Raw genomic sequence first — 21085 nt, forward strand, 5'->3', positions numbered from 1 at the left:
AGACGCGCCGGCCGTTCATGCAATTGGCATACGCGACTGATTCGGAATGACGCAGTGCATTCTAATACACACCTGTATTTGAATGTTGGAGTGAATTTGAATTCTTTTCAGTGCTAGACTTGCGCCCATGAAACGGCAACGACTGACACGCGAGCAGAGCAAGGACCAGACGCGCGAGCGTCTGCTCGACGCTGCGCAAGCAATTTTTATGAAGAAAGGGTTTGTCGCGGCGAGTGTCGAAGACATCGCCGCGGCGGCGGGCTATACGCGTGGCGCGTTCTATTCGAACTTCGGCAGTAAGAGCGAGTTGTTTCTCGAACTATTGCGGCGCGACCACGAGGTCATGCAGGCAGGGCTGCAGGCTATTTTCGCGAACGCGGCTTCGCGGGAAGAAATGGAAGAGCGCGTGCTGCGCTACTACAGCAACCTGCATCGCGAGAACAAGTGTTTCCTGCTGTGGGCTGAGGCGAAGCTGCTTGCGGTGCGCGACGGCCGCTTCCGGATTCGCTTTAACGCGTTCATGCACGACAAGCTCGAGCAATTGGGCGCGTACATCCGCGAGTTTTCGGCGCGGGTCGGCACGCCGATGCTGATGCCGCCGGAGACGCTGGCGATCGGCCTGATGAGCTTGTGCGACGGCGTGCAGTTCTTCTACACGGTCGACCCGCAGAACGTGCCGGCGGAGAGAGTTGAAGCGGTGCTGGCGGGATTTTTCGCCCGCGTGGTGTTCGGGCGCGATGCGTAAGCGCGTTGAAACGTGCGATCAGTTGGTGGGCAACTGCGCGCAGGCGTCGGCAACCGGCGTGGCGCATACGTACGAATACTGGCCGCTGTAGCGCAACACTTCTTCGCCCACATGCAGGACCACCTTGATGTCTGGGCAGCGCTCATAAGCGATGAATGCCGAGCAGGCCGCGGCGGACCAGCAGACCAGTGAGAACGCGATTTTTTCGAGAAGCTGAAAACGGTGGGTCATGGCGGATTGAATGCGATTGATTTCTTTCGGACGCCATGTTACCAGAATGCTAGGGTTTATACCTAGCCGAAATCAGCGATAAAGGTCGTGATAAAGCTTCTGATCACGCGCGTTATCAGCCCGCAAGCGTGACACGAGCGCCTCGGAAACCTGTCCGGATTGTCATGTTCAGGTCAGGGTTGGGACATGATCGGGTCGATACAATCGGATCGTTGGGCAAGCCCGCGCGCGCCTTGCCGCGCGGGTCGATACAGGCGCGAGGGGTGCGCCGGCCCGGCTTTACCGAGGCAGGAGTCGTCCCATGAACCAATTGCAGTCGATGCGCGTATTCGTCAAAGTGGCCGACCTTGGCAGTTTCGTCGGCGCGGCAGGCGCGCTCGATCTTTCCACGGCGGTCGTCACGCGCCATGTCGCCGACCTCGAAGCGCGCCTCGGCACGCGGCTGCTCAATCGCACCACGCGCCGGCTGTCACTGACGGAATCCGGCACGACCTATCTGGAGCGCGTGCGCCACATTCTCGACGACCTGGAAGGCGTGGAGCAGATGGTGGTGGCGCGCAATCACGAGCCGGTCGGCACCTTGCGCATCGTCGCGCCGGTGGTGTTCGGGCTGCACAGCCTCGCCCCCGTGGTGCAGTCTTATGCCGCGCGTTATCCGGATGTGGTGCCGGACGTCACGCTCGCGGATCGTCATGTCGATCTGGTGGAAGAGGGCTTCGACGTCGGCATATTCGTGGCGCGGCACATGCGCAGCGCGAGCATCGTCACGCGACGGCTCACTACCGGCTATTTGACGGTGTGTGCGACGCCCGCGTATCTGGCGCAGCACGGCACGCCGACGCGGCCCGAGAATCTGCTCTCGCATCCGTGTCTGAGCCGGCCGTCCGAGCAGGGCGGCGAAGAGCGTGTGTTCACCGGACCGGATGGCGAAGTCCGCGTGCGCCCGACCAATGCGATTGTCGCGAACAATACGGAGATGGTCAGACAGTTCGCGCTGCTGGGCATGGGCGTGGCGATCCTGCCGAGCTATCTGATCGGCCGCGATCTGGCCTCCGGGCGGCTGGTGCCGCTGCTGCGCGAGTACCGTTTGCCGCAGATCGAAGTCACGATCGCCTATCCGAGCCGCCTGCATTTGCCGGCGAAAGTGCGCACGTTTATCGATCACCTCGTCGAGTATTTCCAGCAGCCGGAGCAGCAGACGCGCGATCCGCGTGCTGTGACGCCGGCGCGTTCCGGGACCGGGGCGGCGGAGGTTGCCGCGGACATCGACGACCTGTCGGTGCCGGAATTGACTGCCGACGCAGGGCGTTCCTTGCACAAGGCTGCGCGCTCGCGGATCGCGGCTTCGTCGCCGTTTTGATGGCGGGTGCGAGCGGGTATCGGAGCTGGAAAGCGCGGCGTCAGGGCGTTCTCTTCGCGGCGCATTTCCCATGTCGCATGTCGCGTGTCGCGCTACGCCTCGAGGCGCGGCTGCAAAGCCGCGCTGGCAACTCAAAAACTCAAATCCACACGTCGTTCGCCGCCGTCCGTTCGCTGACTTCCTCGCCGGTATTCTTCACACCGCGCGGCTCGATCAGCAGTAGCTTCACTTCACGTTCGGCGTAGGGCTTGTGCTCGATGCCCTTCGGCACCACGAACATTTCCCCCGCCGAAATCAGCACGGAACCATCGCGCATGTCGATGCGCAATTGCCCGTCGAGCACGATGAACGTCTCATCGGTGTCGGCGTGCTCGTGCCAGATGAAATCCCCTTCGATTCGCACGAGCTTGAACTGATAGTCGTTCATTTCGGCGACCACGCGTGCTTGCCACTGGTCGTTAAAGAGCCCCAGTTTCTGCGCGAAATTGATGGCCTGATACGGCCGTTGAGTGACCTGAGCGTCGGACATCGCAGTGCTCCTCCTGAGCGGTTGTGTCAGGCAGGAAGCGTACGGCGCAAGCGGGATCCGGGTCTTGAACGTTTGTGCGCGATCGTTCGGCGCGGCGCGTTCAGGCGCGCCTTCGCTCAGCGCGTGCCGGCTGAAGGCAGGCCGAGCATCTTCAGCCATTGCGCCGGTGCGACGCCCCAGGCGTGCTTGAAGTGCCGCGTCATGTGGCTCTGATCGGCGAAGCCGCTCGCTGCCGAGGCGTCCGCAAGCGACACGCCCTTGAGCACCAGTTCCCGCACGAGATCGAGTCGCCGCATGGTCAGATAGCGATGCGGACTGGTCCCGAACAGCGCGCGAAAATCGCGGGACAAGCTCCAGCGGTCGCGACCCGCCGCTGCCGCGAGTTCATCGAGCGTGACGGCGCGATCGAGCGACGCCAGCAGGTAGTCGCGCGCAAGCGTTGCCGCGCGGTAATCCACCGGACGCGGTGTATCCGGCGCGCCTGCCACCGTGTCGAGCGCGACGGCCAGATCGTAGAGCGCGCTGTCCTGTTCGAGCGGATCGATGGCGCTGTCCATCGCGCGCAGCAGGCTTTCCGTGGCGGCGAACAGGCGCGGGTCGTTCGACAGCCCGCCTTCCAGAAATGGCAGGGGTTTGCCGCTGAGCGCCTGCTGGAACAGCGCCGGATCGACATAGATCATGCGGTAGTGGAAACCATCGCCGGTGCCGGCCTGGCCGTCGTGCGCTTCGTCGGGATGCAGCACCATCGTGCCGCCGGGCAAGCTGTTGCGGGTGCTGCCGCGATAGCGAAAGCTCTGCACGCCGGACAGCGTGCGGCCGATCGCATAGGTATCGTGGCGATGCATCGCGTAGCCGGCCTGATGAAAGAACGCCTCGATCCGCTCGATGCCGCTCGCGCCGGCCGTTTGCGGCGAGCGATAGATCCAGTCGGAACCGCGCCTGTTCTGGGCCGACGAAAGCGTGCGCGAAGGGGAAGACGGCTGGGAAAGCGGCGGCGATGAAGCCGGTTCCTCGCTCATCCGCCGAGCCCCGGGCCGTAATTGCCGCTGATGTAGCGCGTCACCGAGGCCACGTCGGCGTAATCCTGCTCCGGCAGGCCGTCGAGCATCGCCAGCACTTCGTTGCTCGCGCCGGCTTCGCGCGCGGCGTCGACGAGCGCGTCCTTGTAGGTCGGAAACTGGACTTCGCTCAGAAGATCGCTGATCTGCAGGTCAATCGATTCGCCGGGAATAGCCGATGCGGTCATGCAAACGCTCCTGTTGATACGGTTGGAGGTGATGAGGACGTGAGTGTTGCCACTGAACGAAACGCCAGAGGCCGCGTTATTTGCGCATACCGCTTGAGTTGAGAAAGTGCACGGACGCGCTTGCCGTCGTCGCCGCTTCGGGGCAGCGAAGTCTCACGCATACAACCGGCGCGCGCTGACGTACATGCCGGCGTCAGGTCTGCAAATGCTCGTTCTGCCCGGTGAAGCTTCGATCGAGATGCCGCGATTTGGGCAGCGCGATATGTTGCCATTGTTGCGGACCATTATTGTCCGTGGCCGCAACGTCCGGCGCCGCCGGGGCGACGGGTGCTGCGTTGGCGCGTTCGGCAAGACTATTGGCGTTCGTGCTGTCCGGCGCGGTGTGAACCGGCGCGGCGAAACACGAGGCTGACAGCGTCACCATGGTCAACAGTGTCGAGGTTTTCATCCCGACCTCCTAAGCTCATGCGGCGCTGACAGTTGAGCAAGCGCTGTGCCGTCCCCGCGTCGAAAGGACGGCGCATGCTCCGCGCGGCGTGGCCGAGGTGCTGCGATCGGCGGCTACGCGCATCTTCCATCTTATGCGCGCAAATTCTGCAGAGCGCGCATGTTTGCGGCAAAACCGTATTGTCGATTTCAGATGATCGCAGAAACGCGGCAACAGCGCAGCAGCGCCGTCGCGAACGGTCGTGCGCCGGCAATGTTGCAGTGCGGCGGACGCGGTTCTAACGCAGCACGTCGAAGCGCGTCCACGGCCACGAAGGCCGATCGCGCATATAGCCGTTCAGCCAGTTCCACTGCGGATGCCGCTTCATGAACGCCTGCGCGTCGAACGGCCGCCCGCAAGGATGGCCCCAGCGCGCGCTGAACGCCATCTCGCGCGCCATTTCACTGTCGACCACTTTGCCGTCATTCGCGCCCCACGGATTGAACGGCCCGTGATCGGTGCCGCCGAAGCGCGCGTCGTCCAGTTCCAGATGCCCGCAGATGGTGCGCGAACAAGGGTTGTCGTTACGGTCGAGGTAGACGTCGTGATGATCGGCGATCATCTCCTTGGCCAGTTCCACGTCGATCTTGCCGCGATGCATTTCCTCGAGCTGCATGAAGCGCAGGCGCCGTGCGCCGTTCTTGCGCACGTCCGTATAGTCTTCGCCTTCGCCGAGGCATTCCTGGTTGCGGATCTTCAGATCGGTCGCGGTGTTGTAGCCGCTGTAGAAACCATCCTTGGTGCTCTCGAAACCGGAGAAGTGCAGGCCGAGTTCGTAGCGCGCGATCTCGCCGGTCTTGGCGTCGCCCAGCAGCCAGCTGTTCGCGTAGCCGCCGTTATTGGCGATCGCGAACATTTCGCACCATTCGCCGATGCTGTTCGCGTACTGCGACGCGCGCCGCGAGCGATAGAACTCGGGCGCGCCCGCCGCGTTGTAGCCCACGAAGTTCGAGATGGTGGTTTCCGTCACCATCAGCCCGGCGGCGGTGACCCAGAAATCCGTGAGACTGGAAATGCAGCCGGGCAAGCCTTGCATGAGGATGCGGTTGCCCTGGTCGGGCACGATGTCGAAAATCACGTTGAACGCGTCGCCGGCGGCGTAGCGGTCCCACGAGTTGTGCGCCATCACGATGCGGCCGTCGCGCGTTGCGCGGCCGGTGGAGATGAAGGCGCTGCAGTGGTGCCCGCGCCGTCCGCGCCACGGCTTCACGCTGAGGTTCGGCTGCTTCTGCGACGCGTGGGTCGGCCACCAGCTTTGCAGCAGATCCATGTAGCCGTTCCACGCCAGCACTTCGGCGAACGGCAGCTTCGCGCCGTCGGCGATGCCCTGGATTTCGTCGGCGAATTCGGTGTCGAGTTTGTTGGCGAACTGCGAGACGGCGGCGTTGACGAAAGTCTCGAAGTCTTCGCCGGTGTCCCACTTCGCGAGGTAGCGGGCGGTGTGGATCGCGTTGCGGATTTCGCCGGCGAGCAACTGGCCGTGTTGCTCGCCGCGATCGTACGGCTCGCCTTCGATATGCAGGAAAATCCAGCCCGCCTGGTCGCGGCGCACGGCATCGAGGGACGGTTCGCTCATCTTCGCTCCGATCGAAGGACGGGCGTCTCGGTGCGCCCGTTCTGGCGTAACGCGCGCTGTCGGCGTTCGCCGCAGCGGTCTGTCCATTGTAGAGAATCTGCCGCGCTTTGCACGGGCCCCAAAGAGACCGCGGGCGCGGCCTGGAGGCGGATTGGGCGCGGCGCCTAACGCGTCGGATTCATGCGGAAATACGCGTCGAGCAGCGAGGTTTTGTAGACCACGCCGGCGAGCGTGGGATGCGCCGCGCTTTCGATCACCGGCAGGCGCTCGCCCTGAAACGCGAGGAAGTGCTGCAAGGCTACGCCGAGCGGCATGTCCGGCGTGAGCACGTCGAAATGCGGCTGCAAATAGTTCGCCGCGGTCTTCGCGGAGGTGTCGCTGCCGTCGAGCAGATCGGACGTGATGTCCTTCAAGGCGACCACGCCCAGAAACGCGCCGGACTCGTTCGCCACGTAGAGATACTTCACCGGATATTCGAGGAACACGCGCGTCATGTCCTGCACGGTCGCGTTGGGCAACACGACGGTTTCGGCGGGGCGGATCAGTTCGCGCATCTGCGTGGCGCGCAGTCGCGAGCGCTCCTGTTCCTCGTGATTGCGGCGCAGCGTGATCTCGTACATGGAAGTCTTGCCGATCGCGCGCGACACGAAATAGGCGACCACGCACGAGAGCATCAGCGGCAGCACGACCTGATAGCTGAGCGTCATCTCGAAGATCATCAGGATCGCCATCAGCGGCGCCTGGGTCGCGCCCGCCAGAAACGCGCCCATGCCGACCATCGCGTACGCGAACGGCGCCGACGTGCCGTGCGGCCACAGCGCGTGCATGCCCTGGCCGAACAGCGAGCCGACTACCGCGCCGACGAACAGCGTCGGCGTGAACACCCCGCCGACCGCGCCGGAGCCCGCCGTTGCCGCCGTGGCGACGAGCTTGAACACGAGCACGAGGACGAGCGCGCTCCACGTCCACGGCGAATGCAGGATCGCGTTGACGACGCTGTAGCCGTTGCCCCATACCTCGGGCGTCCAGACCGACAGAATGCCGACCACCAGGCCGCCGAGCGCGAGCCTCACGGGCAGCGGCACCGGCAGTTTGCGAAAGCTTTGCTTCGACGCGTCGAGCAGCCGCAGAAACTGCGGCGCGGCCGCGCCGCACAGCGCGCCGAGCGCGACGAACAGCAGCACTTCCAGGCCCGCCACCGGCGGAAACACCGGCATTTCGTACGGGGGCTTGTAGCCGGCGAATTCACGCATCGTGATGTTGGCGACCACCGCCGAAACCACCACGGGTCCGAAGCTCTCCATCGCGATCGAGCCGAGCACGATCTCGGTGACGAAAAACGCGCCCGCGATCGGCGCGCTGTACGCCGAGGTGATCCCGGCCGCCGCGCCGCAGGCCACCAGCAGACGCAACCGCGGCGGATCGAAATGCACCCAGCGTCCGATCAGCGAACCGGCGAGCGCCGCCAGTTGCACCATCGGACCTTCACGGCCGATCGACCCGCCGCTCGAAATCGTGAACAGCGACGACACGCTGCGCCACAGGCTCAGCTTGACCGGCACCACGCCGTCGCCGATCGCGACCGCTTCCATGTAATCGATGTGATTGCACTTGTCCTCGTAACGCCGCGCGATCAGCAGAAAGAAGCCCGCGATCAGGCCGCCTGCCGCAGGCAGCCAGATCCGCACGGTCCACGGCAAGCCGCGCGCCATTTCGACGAAACTGCCGGACTTGCCGACGATCGCGAATTGCAGCAGCGCAATGCCTTCGCGAAAGGCGATCGTCGCGAAGGCGCCGGCGACGCCGACCACGACCGACCAGATCAGCATCGTGTGAGCGTCGGAAAGGCGGAACAGATCTTGGGCGCGGGTGCGCAGCTTCAGCAGGAATGAAAGCACGTCGACGGTACGGGTCGTGAAAGTGGGTTGAACAGCGCGCACGGTAACAGCATCGCGCCCGCTTTGGACGGCGGGCGCGAAACGTCAAGTGAGCGAAGGAAGAAGGCGCGGCTCAAGTCGCCGCCTTGTCGAGTTCCGGGTAGTGCCGGAAGATGCAGGCCTCGTTGTGTTCGATGCGCCGCTCGGACTGCAGATACGCGGCGATGTTCGGCCGCTCGATCACCGCGTCGTGCAAGGCGGCGAGCCGCGGGTAGTGTTCGCCGAAGCGCTTGAGCGCGCGCGGAAACGCGTATAGCAGGCCGTCTATTAACTGGAACATGGACAGGTCGACGTAAGTGAGCGCGTCGCCCACCATGAACTGATCGCCGGCCGGATTCTGTTTGAGCACGCGCTCGAAGTACGACATGAACTTCGGAATGCGGTTGTCGATGAAGTCGTGCGCCCGCACTTTGGCGGCGTCTTTCTGGTCTTCGTAGTACAGCGCGCTGGCGAGCGGGTGATGCGTGTCGTGCGCCTCGGTGATCATGTCCGCGATGGTCAGTTGCAGGCCGTTGGCCACATAGCGCAGGCTCTCCACCGAGGGTGCGAGGTTCAGCCGCGGGCCGAGATAGAACAGGATGTTGGCGGTCTGCGCGATCACCAGGTCACCGTCTTTCAGAAACGGCGGCGCGAACGGCGGATACGGCTCGTCCTTGCTCTTCATCACCGACATCATCGTCTTGGTGCCGAGACCGTCGGACGGTTCGCCGCGCGCCACTTCCACGTAGTCGGCGCCGGCTTCCTCCAGCGCGAGCCGCACGAATTCACCGCGGCCTTGCAAGCCATCCCAGTAGTAAAGTTCCAGGCTCATCGATCGATCCTCATTCCGGTTGCATTGACACAGACGCGAAGACGGGGCGCAAAACGGAGCGCGGAAGCGGCCCGCCTAAGCGTGCTGCATGAGCTGACGACGCCAGCAACCAGTATGCCGCGCGAGCGTGACGGATGGTGCTCCAGAATGCGCAAAACCCCGCACGCGGCGGGGTGGGTTTGAAGGCGAGGGCGGCCTAGCCGAACAGGTGCTGGACAGTCCATGTAATTCCGAGTCCGCCGGCAACCAGCCACACATACAGGATGAAGCCCGTAGTCAGCGCGCGGGGACCGGCCTGACGGATCTGCGCAATACGCGTTTCGATGCCGAGCGCGGTCATAGCCATCGTCAGCGCGAAAGTGTCCAGCGTGTTGAGCGTGCTGGTCGCGGCTTCCGGCAGCACATGCAGCGAGTTGATCACGACGAAGGCGAGAAAGCCGAGCGCGAACCAGGGAATCGCCAGCTTGCGCGGCGCGTTGCCGTGAGCGCCTTCCTGCGCGCCGGCCGCAGCCGAATCGCGCCGCGCCGAGCGATTTACCCACATGCCGACCACCAGCAGCACCGGCACCAGCAACATCACGCGAGTCATCTTCACGATGGTGGCGATGTGGGTCGCTTCCGGGCTCACGTTGCTGGCCGCGCCGACCACCTGCGCCACTTCATGGATCGTGCCGCCGAAAAACAGGCCCGCGCCGACCGTGTCCAGATGCAGCCAGCCCGCCTTGAACAGAACCGGGTAAAGGAACATCGAGAGCGTGCCGAACAGCACCACGCTGCCCACGGCCATCGCGCTTTTGTGCGGCTTCGATTGCAGCGTCGATTCGAAGGCGAGCACGGCGGCGGCGCCGCAGATCGCGCTGCCCGCGGCGGTCAGCAAGGCCGTGTCGCGATCGAGCTTCATGATTTTCATGCCGGCCCACGTGCCGATCACGAGCGTGCTGACCACGATCAGAACCGATTCCGCGAGGCCGGGCACGCCGACCTGAGCGATTTCCTGCAGGCTGACGCGCAGCCCGAAGAAGGCCACGGCGATGCGCAGCAGCTTGCGCGCCGAAAAATTGACGCCGGCCGCCCAGCTGGCGGGCATGCCGTCGCGCAGCGCGTTGCCGTAAATGGCGCCGGCGACGATGCCGACGATCAGCGGGCTCAAACCCAATCCGGCGATGGCGGGAATCGCGGCGATGCGCGTGACGGCAGCGGCAAACAGCGCGACGAACAGAACGCCGTTGAGCTGCCCGCGGGTGGAAAACCCGGCGGGCGTCGTGCTGGCGGCGGTGAGATGAGCGGTGGACATGGAGCAGCCCTTTTCTGTGACTGACGAAGATGCGATGGGGCTAATCCTAAATTAGAGATATCGATATGAAAAATCGTGATTTAGAATGTAAGGTATCGCTCCAGCCGATACTTTGACCTACATGACCCCGGATCAACTTATAACTTTCGCGGCCGTCGCCGAGCATCGCAACATCAGCCGGGCGGCTGTGGCGCTGCATTTGTCGCAGCCGGCCGTGTCGGGCCAGTTGCGGCAGTTGCAGGACGAATTCGGCGAGCCGCTGTATCAGCGTGACGGCCGCGGTGTGCGTCTCACGCCCGCCGGCGAGCAGCTCGCCAGCTACGCCACGCGGCTGCGCGACACCTGGCGGCAGGCGCATGCATACCGCGACGCCTTGCGCGGCCTCGAGCAGGGCACCTTGCGGATCGGGGCGAGCACTACGCCCGCGAGCTACCTGCTGCCGTACCTGATCGCCGACTTCCATCGCCGCTATCCGGACGTGACGCTGCATACGGCGGACGGCAACACCACGGAGATCGTCGGCGCGCTCGATTCGGTGGACATCGCGATGATCGAGGGGCCGGTCGGCGCGGATCTGCCGCCGGACACCGCGGTGCACTCGTGGCGCGAAGACGAGATCGTCGCGATCATGCCGCGTACGCATCCGTTGGCGCAGTCGGCGGAGTCCGGCAATGGCGGCCAGGCGGGGCTGGCGGCTTTCGGCGAATATCCGCTGGTGTTGCGCGAGGCGGGCTCGGGTGTGCGGCAGATCGTCGAGCGGGCGTTCGCGCGGGCCGGCGTGCCGATGCGCGTGGCGCTGGAGATTGCGGGCGTCGAAGGCGTGAAGGAAGCAGTGCGCGCGGGCATGGGCATCGGTTTTGTGTCGGCCATGTCGATGCGGCACGAGGACCGCGCGCTGTGCCTGCTGTCGCTCAGTCCGGAGCCGCTCACGCGGCGCCTGTCGATTCTGGTGCCGCATGCGAGCGCGCCGTCGCGGGTGGTGGAGCAGTTTCTCGCGCTGTGTCTCGCGGACGAGCCTTGAGGCTTCGGTGCTGGCAGCCGACGCCTCGCGTACGGATGGTTTAGCGCAAAAAGCGCGTCACGGTCACGGGCTGGCGCCCTGCCTGTATCGTCGCCACTTGGGCCATGAGTTGTCGCTGGTGCTGTTGGAGCCGTCGGCCGCCGGATCATTTTTTTTGGTGAGCGCCTTCAATTGACCAGGCCGGCCCGCAAATTCCACACCGTGCCAACCGCGCCTGGGGATTTCCACTATGGTGCATGGCGGCGCCCTCGGCGCACTATTCGGGCATCGGAAGCGCCTCGGCGCTTTTTTTCGAAGTGCATTTGGAACCGGTTCCAAATGCCGATCACGAGACAGATTTGAGTAAATTCGACATGGCTGATGCAGTGGACGTGGTGATCGTCGCAAGCGCATTCGGGATGAACGCGGTCCGTACGGACGGTCATCTCAAGTGGGCGCAAGCAAGCAAACAGGCCGGCGCGGCGGGTTTCGAAGTGCGCCGCGAACTGTTCGCCGACGAAACCGACGCCGCGCCGCACAACTTGCGCGAACTCGGCAGGCAAATTGCGGAACTGGGCTTGTGGTCCGTGTACTCCACGCCGGCTTCGCTGTACACGGCGCAGGGCAAGCTCGACGCCGAAGCGTTGCGCCTCTCGATCGAAGAAGCGCTCGCGCTCGGCGCGCGTTTCGTGAAGTTGCAACTCGGCGGTTTCGCCACCGACGCCAATGCCGCCGTGATCGCCGATCACATGCGCTGCGCGGAATTGCGCCTCGTCGTCGAAAACGGGCAGTTGGCCGAGGGCGGTTCGCTCGCGCAGTTCACCGGCCTGTTCGACGCGTTGGCGCGCGAAGGCCACGCCAATGTGCTCGGCATGACCTTCGACATCGGCAACTGGGCCTGGCGCGAGGTAATGCCGCTCGATGCAGCCGCGCCGCTGGCGGCGCATGTGGACTACATCCATTGCAAGACAACGGTGGGTGAGGGCGCGCGACGCTTTCCCGCCGCCCCGGCCGCCGACGACGCGCAGTTCGCCGCGGTCCTCGACAAGCTGCCGCGTCATGTGCCGCGCGGTATCGAGTTTCCGTTCGATACGAGCCGCACCGATGCGGACGCGGCGCATTACGTCGCGTGGCTGGCTGCCGCATGAGCGGCATGTGGAACCTGAGAGAAGGCAGCGACACCGGGAAAGCACGCGGCAACAAGCACGCGGCAAACGGAACGCAGCAACGGAAGGCGTAAGCGGTAGGCGTAAAAAACGGTAGGCGAGAACAGCACGCAGCGAACCTTGCGCTGCAAACCGTAAGCGACAACCATCTACGCAAAAAGACACAAACACACAAAACACGCAGCAAAAAAAGATCACGCAGGAGCGAAGCATGAGCAAGACAACCGCAGCACTCGATGTCATCACCTACGGCGAAGCGATGGCCATGTTCGTGGCCGCCGAAACCGGCCCGCTCGCGGGCGTCGGGCAGTTCACGAAGCGCGTCGCCGGCGCCGATCTGAACGTGGCGATCGGTTTGTCGCGCCTCGGCTTCAAGGTCGGCTGGATGAGCCGCGTCGGCAACGATTCGTTCGGCCAGTACGTGCGCGACACGTTGACGAAAGAGGGCATCGACCAGGGCTGCGTCACGACCGACGAGCGCTATCCGACCGGCTTCCAGCTCAAGTCGAAAAACGACGACGGCAGCGATCCGGCGATCGAGTATTTCCGCAAGGGTTCGGCGGCGAGCCATCTGTCGCTGGCCGACTATGCGGCCGACTACGTCCTGCAAGCGCGTCACCTGCATCTGACCGGCGTGGCGCCCGCGATTTCGGCGAGCTCGCGCGAACTCGCGTTTCACCTCGCGCGCGAAATGCGTGCCGCCGGCAAGACGATTTCGTTCGACCCGAACCTGCGTCCGACGCTGTGGCCGTCGCGCGCCGCGATGGTCGAAGGTCTGAACGCGCTCGCCGCGCTGGCCGACTGGGTGCTGCCCGGCATCGGCGAAGGCGAGATTCTGACCGGCTATACGCAGCCGGAGGACATTGCGAAGTTCTATCTGGAGCAGGGCGCGCGCGGCGTGATCATCAAGTTGGGCGCGCAGGGCGCGTACTTCCGCACTGCCGACGATGCCGCCGTGATCGCCGGTCAACCGGTTGCGAAAGTCGTGGACACGGTCGGCGCAGGCGATGGTTTCGCCGTCGGCGTGGTCAGCGCTTTGCTCGAAGGCAAGTCGCTGCCGCAAGCGGTGGCGCGCGGCAACCGCATCGGCGCGTTGGCGATTCAGGTGATCGGCGATTCGGAAGGGCTGCCGAGCCGCGCCGAACTCGATGCGTTGGAAGCGGCCGGCGCGCGGTCCGTCGCGGTCGCGGCCTGAAGACCGAAAGGACCGCGCAGCTCGCAAGACCGCAAGCCGCGTTGAACCAGGCCGCTTCGATAACAGCAAGAGCGCTCGAACAGAGCGCCCCATGACCGTCCATCATTGTTTCGGGAAGCCGTCCAAGGAGACACCCCATGACCTCATCGCTTGCGATTCGCCGTTGGTGGACGATCATGCCGATCGTATTCATCACCTATAGCCTCGCTTATCTCGATCGCGCGAACTACGGTTTCGCGTCGGCCGCCGGCATCAACCAGGATCTCGGCATCAGCAAGGGACTGTCGTCGCTGATCGGCGCGCTGTTCTTCCTCGGTTATTTCTTTTTCCAGATCCCCGGCGCGATCTACGCGGAACGCCGCAGCGTCAAGAAGCTCGTATTCTGGAGCCTGATTCTGTGGGGCGGTTGCGCATCGCTCACCGGCATGGTCAGCAATATCCCGTCGCTGATGGTGATCCGCTTCGTGCTCGGCGTGGTCGAAGCCGCGGTGATGCCGGCCATGCTGATTTTCATCAGCAACTGGTTCACCAAGAGCGAGCGCTCGCGCGCCAACACTTTCCTGATTCTCGGCAATCCGGTGACGGTGCTGTGGATGTCGGTAGTGTCGGGCTATCTGGTGCATTCGTTCGGCTGGCGTCACATGTTCATCGCCGAAGGCGCGCCCGCGATTCTTTGGGCCGTATGCTGGTGGTTCATCGTGAAGGACAAGCCGCAACAGGTCTCGTGGCTCACGCAGCAGCAGAAGGACGACCTCGCCGAAACGCTGCGCGCCGAGCAGGCCGCGATCAAGCCGGTGCGCAACTACAGCGACGCGTTCAAAACGCCCGCGGTGATCAAGCTGTGCGCGCAATATTTCTGCTGGAGCATCGGCGTGTATGGTTTCGTGCTGTGGCTGCCGTCGATCCTGAAGAACGGTTCGACGCTCGGCATGGTCGAAACCGGCTGGCTCTCGGCGCTGCCTTATCTTGCCGCGACCATCGCAATGCTTGCAGCTTCGTGGGCATCGGATAAACTCAACCGCCGCAAGGTGTTCGTGTGGCCGTTCCTGCTGGTCGGCGCGGTCGCGTTCGCGGCTTCGTATGCGCTCGGCTCCACGCATTTCTGGCTCTCGTATGCCTTGCTGGTGATCGCCGGCGCCGCGATGTACGCGCCGTATGGCCCGTTCTTCGCGATCGTGCCGGAACTGCTGCCGAAGAACGTCGCGGGCGGCGCGATGGCGCTGATCAACAGCATGGGCGCGCTCGGTTCGTTCGTCGGCTCGTATGTGGTCGGCTATCTGAACGGCGCGACCGGTTCGCCCGCCGCGTCGTATGCATTCATGAGCGTGGCGCTCGTCGCCGCCGTGATTCTGACGCTGATCGTCAAACCGCAGCAGCAGGAAACCAGCAATGCGGCCACCGCTCGCCACCCCGTCGCAAGGAAAATAAGCTGATGAAGAAGATCGTCGCCTGGAAGTCGTTGCCCGAAGATGTGCTCGCTTATCTGCAGCAGCATGCGCAAGTCGTGCAGGTCGATGCCGCGCAGCACGACGCGTTCGTGGCCGCGCTGAAAGACGCGGACGGCGGCATCGGGTCGAGCGTGAAGATCACGCCGGCGATGCTCGAAGGCGCGACGCGGCTCAAGGCGCTCTCGACCATCTCGGTGGGCTTCGACCAGTTCGACGTGGCCGATCTCACGCGCCGCGGCATCGTGCTCGCGCACACGCCGGACGTGCTGACCGAGTCCACCGCGGACACGGTGTTCTCGCTGATTCTCGCGTCGGCGCGGCGCGTGGTCGAACTCGCCGAGTGGGTGAAGGCGGGGCACTGGCAGCACAGCATCGGGCCGGCTTTGTTCGGCGTCGACGTGCAGGGCAAGACGCTCGGCATAGTCGGGCTCGGGCGGATCGGCGGCGCGGTGGCGCGGCGCGCGGCGCTCGGCTTCAACATGAAGGTGCTGTACACCAACCGCAGCGCGAACCCGCAGGCCGAAACGGCTTACGGTGCGCGGCGCGTCGAGCTGGCGGAACTGCTTGCTGTGTCTGACTTCGTTTGCCTGCAAGTGCCTTTGACGCCGGAGACGAAGCATCTGATCGGCGCGGCTGAATTGAAATCGATGAAGAAGAGTGCGATCCTGATCAACGCCTCGCGCGGCGCGACCGTCGACGAACAGGCGCTGATCGAGGCGCTGCAGAATGGCACGATCCACGGCGCCGGTCTCGACGTGTTCGAGACCGAACCGCTGCCGGCCGACTCGCCGTTGCTGAAGCTGGCGAACGTGGTCGCACTGCCGCATATCGGTTCGGCGACGCACGAAACGCGTCATGCTATGGCGCGTAATGCGGCGGAAAACCTGGTCGCCGCGCTCGACGGCACGCTGACCAACAATATCGTCAACCGCGAAGTGCTTGGCAAGACAGCCGAATGACGAGCCGAGCAAAGAACCAAGCCATGAACCGACCCGCCCGCGCCACGAGGAGCCGATGAGCACGACGCCGCAGGCCACGCCGCGCCGCGCGACGATCACCGACGTCGCGCGCGAAGCCGGCACCGGCAAGACCAGCATCTCGCGCTATCTGAACGGCGAGATGAGCGTGCTGTCGCCTGAACTGCGCGCGCGCATCGAGGCCGCGATCGCGCGCCTCGACTATCAGCCGAACCAGATGGCGCGCGGCCTCAAGCGTGGCCGCAACCGCTTGATCGGCATGCTGCTCGCCGACCTCACGAACCCCTACACGGTCGAAGTGCTGCAAGGCGTGGAAGCGGCATGCCACGCGCTCGGTTTGATGCCGCTGATCTGCCACGCGGCGAACGAAGTCGAGATGGAGCGGCGCTATCTGCAACTGCTCACCACGTACCGGGTGGAAGGCGTGATCGTCAACGCGCTCGGCGTGCGCGAGGAAACGCTGCGGCCGGTGGGCGGCGGCGGAATTCCCGCGGTGCTGGTGGACCGTTCGGTGGATGGGCTCGTCACGGATATGGTCGGGCTCGATAACCGGGCGGCGGCTGAACTCGGCACGCGGCATCTGCTGGATAACGACTTCGACGATATATGGTTTGTCGTTCAGCCATTCGAGCAGGTCAGTTCGCGGCAACTGCGCGAAGCGGCGTTTCGTGAGGCGATGGGCGCTCAGGGCGAGCACGGCGAAGGCAAAGGCGCGGCACGCGGTCACACGCTGGTGCTGAACCTCGCGGATGCAGCCGACGTCGAGCGCAGCCTCGCCGAACTGGACCGCGCGATCGATGCAGCCGCCCACGCGCGCGACGCCGGCGCCACGGGCAACGCCGCGCGCATCGCCCTGTTCGCGGCGAACGCGCCCGTCGCGCTATGTCTCGCCTTGCATCTGAAAGCGCGCTACGGCGCCGACTGGCAAGCCCGCGTCGCGCTGCTTTCCATCGACGACCCCGACTGGGCCGAACTGACCGGCGTCACCACGATCCGCCAGCCGACCTACGAGATCGGCTACCGCGCGGTCGAGTTCCTGCACGAACGCATCGAAGGCGTTCAGACCACCGCGCGCGACTGTCTTCTGCCGGGCGAATTGATCGTCCGCGCCTCCACGTCGCGCTGAATTCGCGCCGATCTGCGATCATTCGGGCTGCGGCGCGCAGCGGGTGCGCGCCGGACATCGCAAGGAAACTCATGGTTGTTGAACCGCTTACCCTCTCGAGCCTCGCCCTCGCGACGCTGCTCGTCGCCGCTTTACCCTTCCTGATTTACCGCCGTCTGCGCCGGCCGCTCGCGCTCAAGCCGCGTGACGCCATCACCGGCATCGCCGTGTTCGCGCTGTTCGCCATGGTGATCGAGCGCGCGCTGAACGACTACGTGCTGCATCGGAACGAAGCGACCGCGAACTTCCTGTCGAATCCGCTCGCCTTCGTGGTGTACGGCGCGCTGGCCGCGGGTATTTGCGAGGAAGTGGGGCGGTTCATCGGCATGCGGCTGCTGCTCAGGCGCGCGGCGGCGAAGGCCGGCTCCACGTCGCTCGCGGCGGGCGCGAACGACGGCACCGCGCTGACCTACGGCCTCGGCCACGGCGGCGCGGAAGCGTGGCTCGTCGGCGTGCTGGTGCAGATTCAATGGATCCTGTTCGCGGTCTTCGAAAACCGCGGCCAACTGGACGGCTATCTGAGCAATCTGCCGACCGATTCTTTGATGCGCATCCACCTGATTCTCGCCAGCCTGACGCCGCAGACGGCCGGCATTTTCGCGCTCGAACGGGTGGCCGCGCTGGTGTTCCAGATCGGCTTGTCGGTGTTGATGTGGCGTGGCTTGCGGGCCGGCTGGCTCGGCATTCTGCCGCTCGCGATCGGGCTGCATGCGCTGGTGGATGTGCCCGCCGCGTTGTTTCAGGCGCAGCTCGTGCCGCTTGCGGCGGTGGACGCCGTGTATGCGGTGGGAGCGGTGATCGTCGCGGGGTTGTTGTTTCGGGCGTACCGGCGTCCTGTCGTGGCCGCTTGATGGCCGTTCAATGTCCGCTTTGTGTACGCACGACGACGGCGTGAAGACTGCGTGACGACCACGCGATAGGCGCATAGCGGCCGCTTGATTGCCGCGCTGTGCGCGCTCGAAGACCGCGTGACGACCACGCAATAGCTACGCTTAGCCGCATGACGGCCGCTCGATGGCGCGCATGAAACGCGCCCCGTCCTGAGCTGTCACCCGTTCTCTACAATCGGCCTTTTTTCGAGGCCACCCTTTCGGCACACTTCAATGGAAGAAGCTTACCAATACGACTGCGCCAATCCCGAGTTCGAGGAACTGGCGCGCGTCATCAGCGATCTGTTTCCCGAGCAGACGCAGTTCATCCAGCGCGCCGCGGAAGACGGCACGCCGACGCTGGCGATTCACTGGGTGGCGATGCGTTTCGGCTCGACCGCGCGCCGTATCGTGATGACCGTGGTGATCGCACCGGCCGCGTTGGCGCGTTATCGCGCGTTGCCGGCGCGGCTGCGCGGCCGCAGTTTCGCGGTGCTGCGCGCGTATGTCGAAGCGAGCATCGGCTCGCTCGAAGAACAGTATGCGAACGGCGAAGCGGTGCCGCGCGATGTCACCGTGGATCTCGGCGACGAGTTCGCTTAAAGCCCATGCGCAACCGGCTCGATCAGCTCAGTCGGCGAGCCGGTAGACCTTCGCGAAGCGGGCTGCCTGCACCACGCCGTAGTCGCCCGGCGCGTATTGCATGACCCAGTCGCCGGCGACGCCGCGCAACACGTCGCCGCCGTTTGCCGAGCGCGCGAGCGTGAACGCTTCGTGCATCTGTTTGGCCAGCACGACGGCGGGGCGGTTGCGGTACGCGCCGGCTTCGCCATGGGAGACGGCGGCGTCGGCGGGAACGTATTTGGCGTCGAAGCGTGCGCGCGAGACGACCCAGCGCTCGCCCGTCGAGCCCGTGATCAACGCGTCACCGCGCACATAGCGGTTGGGGCCTTCGAGGCTCATCAGTTCGCCTTCGGCGGTGGCGAATTCAACGCTGACCGTTTCGTCTTTGACGACGCGGCAGGCGTCGGCGTCTTGACTCAGGTCGAGATTTTTCAGTTCGGTCATGAAGCGAGCAGGTGTGGAGAGTTTGACGGCGGCGCCGGACTTGAAGTCTTCGGGCCGCGCACGACTCGCATCATGCCAGATGCATCTGACGACCGGTTTCTTTTGCGATGGATGGCGGCGCGGATCGTTTGCTTGTCGCGCGGAATTGCCCAGGGCGCAATAGCCGAAGCGGCGTGTGGACTGCAGGAAAGTTCGACGTGCGGCAAGCGTGAGGGCAGAACCTCTACGGCGCACGGCAAATAAATAATATCCGCCGCGCGCAGCGTGAACAACCGACACTGCGCGCAAGCGGTTTCTTACACTTACGGCTTCACCGTGGCGTCGCTTGCCGGCGCAGGCGCGGCCTTGCCGCCTTTACCCTTGCCCCTGCCATGATGACCATGGCCTTCCACACCACCCGGCTGATGGAAGGTCACGTCAGCCAGCTTTTTCTGTTCCGGCGAGAAGCTGTTGTACAGCGGATCGAACGCATCGACGAGCTTCTTCATGCCGTCCGCATGCGCTTGCGCGATCGTTGCGTATTGCTTCATGTCGTCGAGCGCAGTCACGTTGGTGGCGGCCCGGCGTTGCTGGAACAGTTGGCCCATTGTCTGGCCGTTGCCGCGCATCACGTCGGCGAATGCGTTCCACTGCGATTCCTGCGCCGAGGTGATCTTCAGTTGCGAATGCAGGTAGGCGATGCGGTCTTCGACGTTGCGCTCATGGCCGGCCTTGCCGGCGGGTGCGGAAGCGGCGCTCACCGGTGCCGACGCCGGCGCGGAAGTTTGTGCGAACGCGCCGCTCATGGCGACTGCGGTGGCCAGCATTACCAGTGTTTTTTTCATCGAAACTCCTGATGTCTATTCGAATTAGGACAAGGCTTGCGAGCGAGCGGCCCGTCGTGCAGTGGTCATGCGCGAGTCATGACGATGCACGGCGGCCGGCTGCCCACTTTGCCGTCGCCGCTATTAGTATCACGATATCCCTACAATGCGGCTCTTGTGCGACAAACGCTTACAACCGAAACGATCAGGAAATAGCGGGTGGACAAATTCGTCAGCATGGAAATCTTCGTTGCCGTGGTCGAGGCGGGCAGCCTGACGGCGGCCGCCGAGCGCTTCGACATTTCGTCGGCGATGGTGGGCAAGCATATTCGTTCGCTCGAAACGCGGCTCGCCACGCGGCTGTTGACGCGCACCACACGTCGGCAAAGTCTGACAGAGATCGGCCGGCAGTATTACGAGCAATGCCGGCGCATTCTGGCCGACGTGAGAGAAGCCGAGTCGCTCGCCGAGGCGATGGCCGCCGCGCCGCGCGGCGTGCTCAAGGTGACGGTGCCGCTCACTTACGGCGTGGAAGTCTTCTCCCCGGCGATGACCGAGTTCCTCACCGCATGGCCGGACATCACGCTCGAACTCGATCTGTCGAACCGCATCATCGACCTGGTAGAAGAGGGCTTCGACGCGTCGGTGCGCATTGGCCGCTTGCCGGATTCGAGTTTCGTGGCGCGGCCGTTGAAGCCTTACCGGATGCGCGCGTGCGCGTCGCCCGCGTATCTGGCGCGCGCTGGCACACCGCGCACGCCGGAAGATCTGATGCATCACGAATGCCTCGGGTTTCTGCATTGGGGCCGCGAAGGTTTGTGGCGTCTGGGCGGCGACAACGCGGATGAATGCCAGTTGCGCGCCGGACGGTTTCGCGCGAACAACGGTCAGGCGCTCAAGGTGGCCGCGTTGCATGGCTTCGGGCTGGTGTTGCAGCCGGAGGCGCTGCTGGCGAGAGAAATTGCCAGCGGCGAACTGGTGTCGGTGCTGGAAGATTATTTGCCTGATGGCGCGCCGGTCCATCTGCTGTATCCGCGCGATCGCCGCGCCACGCCCAAGCTCACCAGCTTTATCGATTTCGTAGTCGAACGGTTCGGTGTGTGAGCCTTGGCGGCGGATGCGATGCGGCGTCACACGAGGAACGCCTGCCGGTTCGCGACATCTCGTGCGATTTCACT

At 64.5% G+C, this 21085-nt stretch carries 22 protein-coding genes; 11 read left to right on the forward strand and 11 right to left on the reverse strand.

The window, feature by feature from the left end:
- Positions 1-127: 127 nt before the first annotated feature.
- Positions 128-745, forward strand: coding sequence for a TetR/AcrR family transcriptional regulator (locus PQR54_RS22895; protein ID WP_408249603.1), 618 nt, complete (start codon positions 128-130; stop codon positions 743-745).
- A gap of 18 nt (positions 746-763) precedes the next feature.
- Here the strand turns inward: PQR54_RS22895 and PQR54_RS22900 are convergent, their stop codons facing one another.
- Positions 764-976, reverse strand: coding sequence for a hypothetical protein (locus PQR54_RS22900; protein WP_408249605.1), 213 nt, complete (start codon positions 974-976; stop codon positions 764-766).
- A gap of 301 nt (positions 977-1277) precedes the next feature.
- Between PQR54_RS22900 and PQR54_RS22905 the strand changes: the two genes are divergently transcribed.
- A complete protein-coding gene (locus PQR54_RS22905; RefSeq protein WP_408249607.1) occupies positions 1278-2336 on the forward strand; it encodes a LysR family transcriptional regulator in 1059 nt (352 codons plus the stop codon).
- 139 nt (positions 2337-2475) lie between these two features.
- Here PQR54_RS22905 and PQR54_RS22910 read toward each other — a convergent pair whose 3' ends face one another.
- The 8 genes from PQR54_RS22910 to PQR54_RS22945 form a co-directional block, all read right to left on the reverse strand.
- Positions 2476-2865, reverse strand: coding sequence for a cupin domain-containing protein (locus PQR54_RS22910; RefSeq protein ID WP_408249609.1), 390 nt, complete (start codon positions 2863-2865; stop codon positions 2476-2478).
- A 116-nt stretch (positions 2866-2981) separates the two neighbouring features.
- Positions 2982-3884, reverse strand: a complete 903-nt coding sequence (locus tag PQR54_RS22915) for an AraC family transcriptional regulator (protein WP_408249611.1) — start codon at positions 3882-3884, stop codon at positions 2982-2984.
- On the reverse strand, positions 3881-4111 hold the full coding sequence (locus PQR54_RS22920; protein WP_408249613.1) for a DUF2795 domain-containing protein: 231 nt from the start codon (positions 4109-4111) through the stop codon (positions 3881-3883). Before PQR54_RS22920 ends, PQR54_RS22915 begins: the two co-directional genes overlap by 4 nt.
- 193 nt (positions 4112-4304) lie before the next feature.
- Complete coding sequence (locus tag PQR54_RS22925; protein WP_408249615.1) at positions 4305-4559, reverse strand: hypothetical protein; 255 nt, start codon at positions 4557-4559, stop codon at positions 4305-4307.
- 277 nt (positions 4560-4836) lie between these two features.
- On the reverse strand, positions 4837-6174 hold the full coding sequence (locus PQR54_RS22930; protein WP_408249617.1) for a C45 family autoproteolytic acyltransferase/hydrolase: 1338 nt from the start codon (positions 6172-6174) through the stop codon (positions 4837-4839).
- Positions 6175-6338: 164 nt separating this feature from the next.
- Positions 6339-8072 carry a ClcB-like voltage-gated chloride channel protein gene (locus PQR54_RS22935; RefSeq protein WP_408249920.1) on the reverse strand — a complete coding sequence of 578 codons (1734 nt, stop codon included), beginning with the start codon at positions 8070-8072 and terminating at the stop codon, positions 6339-6341.
- 112 nt (positions 8073-8184) lie between these two features.
- Positions 8185-8922 (reverse strand): glutathione S-transferase, encoded by a 738-nt coding sequence (locus PQR54_RS22940; protein WP_408249619.1) that lies wholly within the window; start codon positions 8920-8922, stop codon positions 8185-8187.
- 196 nt (positions 8923-9118) lie between these two features.
- Positions 9119-10216: a YeiH family protein gene (locus PQR54_RS22945; protein ID WP_408249621.1), complete on the reverse strand. Its 1098-nt coding sequence runs from the start codon at positions 10214-10216 to the stop codon at positions 9119-9121.
- A gap of 121 nt (positions 10217-10337) precedes the next feature.
- Between PQR54_RS22945 and PQR54_RS22950 the strand changes: the two genes are divergently transcribed.
- The 8 genes from PQR54_RS22950 to PQR54_RS22985 all read left to right on the forward strand — a co-directional run bounded on the left by PQR54_RS22950 (position 10338) and on the right by PQR54_RS22985 (position 18639).
- Positions 10338-11237, forward strand: a complete 900-nt coding sequence (locus tag PQR54_RS22950; protein WP_408249623.1) for a LysR family transcriptional regulator — start codon at positions 10338-10340, stop codon at positions 11235-11237.
- A gap of 353 nt (positions 11238-11590) precedes the next feature.
- The gene (locus PQR54_RS22955) at positions 11591-12364 is read left to right on the forward strand and encodes a TIM barrel protein (RefSeq protein ID WP_408249922.1); all 774 of its coding nucleotides are present in this window, start codon (positions 11591-11593) and stop codon (positions 12362-12364) included.
- A gap of 229 nt (positions 12365-12593) precedes the next feature.
- A complete protein-coding gene (locus tag PQR54_RS22960; RefSeq protein WP_408249625.1) occupies positions 12594-13577 on the forward strand; it encodes a sugar kinase in 984 nt (327 codons plus the stop codon).
- Between the two features lie 137 nt (positions 13578-13714).
- The gene (locus tag PQR54_RS22965) at positions 13715-15010 is read left to right on the forward strand and encodes an MFS transporter (protein WP_408249627.1); all 1296 of its coding nucleotides are present in this window, start codon (positions 13715-13717) and stop codon (positions 15008-15010) included.
- A complete protein-coding gene (locus PQR54_RS22970) occupies positions 15010-15984 on the forward strand; it encodes a 2-hydroxyacid dehydrogenase (RefSeq protein WP_408249629.1) in 975 nt (324 codons plus the stop codon). The genes PQR54_RS22965 and PQR54_RS22970 overlap by 1 nt, the downstream gene beginning before the upstream one ends.
- A 55-nt stretch (positions 15985-16039) precedes the next feature.
- Complete coding sequence (locus tag PQR54_RS22975) at positions 16040-17128, forward strand: LacI family DNA-binding transcriptional regulator (protein WP_408249631.1); 1089 nt, start codon at positions 16040-16042, stop codon at positions 17126-17128.
- 71 nt (positions 17129-17199) lie between these two features.
- On the forward strand, positions 17200-18018 hold the full coding sequence (locus tag PQR54_RS22980; protein ID WP_408249633.1) for a YhfC family intramembrane metalloprotease: 819 nt from the start codon (positions 17200-17202) through the stop codon (positions 18016-18018).
- Positions 18019-18270: 252 nt separating this feature from the next.
- The gene (locus tag PQR54_RS22985) at positions 18271-18639 is read left to right on the forward strand and encodes a DUF3022 domain-containing protein (RefSeq protein WP_408249635.1); all 369 of its coding nucleotides are present in this window, start codon (positions 18271-18273) and stop codon (positions 18637-18639) included.
- 27 nt (positions 18640-18666) lie between these two features.
- On the opposite strand, the gene PQR54_RS22990 is transcribed toward PQR54_RS22985, so the two are convergent.
- A complete protein-coding gene (locus PQR54_RS22990) occupies positions 18667-19104 on the reverse strand; it encodes a PGDYG domain-containing protein (RefSeq protein WP_408249636.1) in 438 nt (145 codons plus the stop codon).
- Positions 19105-19406: 302 nt separating this feature from the next.
- Positions 19407-19928: a Spy/CpxP family protein refolding chaperone gene (locus PQR54_RS22995; protein ID WP_408249638.1), complete on the reverse strand. Its 522-nt coding sequence runs from the start codon at positions 19926-19928 to the stop codon at positions 19407-19409.
- Positions 19929-20126: 198 nt separating this feature from the next.
- Between PQR54_RS22995 and PQR54_RS23000 the strand changes: the two genes are divergently transcribed.
- Positions 20127-21011 carry a LysR substrate-binding domain-containing protein gene (locus PQR54_RS23000; protein WP_408249640.1) on the forward strand — a complete coding sequence of 295 codons (885 nt, stop codon included), beginning with the start codon at positions 20127-20129 and terminating at the stop codon, positions 21009-21011.
- The last annotated feature ends 74 nt before the right edge of the window (positions 21012-21085 follow it).

Source organism: Paraburkholderia phytofirmans, from assembly GCF_046028095.1.
Lineage (GTDB): Bacteria > Pseudomonadota > Gammaproteobacteria > Burkholderiales > Burkholderiaceae > Paraburkholderia > Paraburkholderia phytofirmans_A.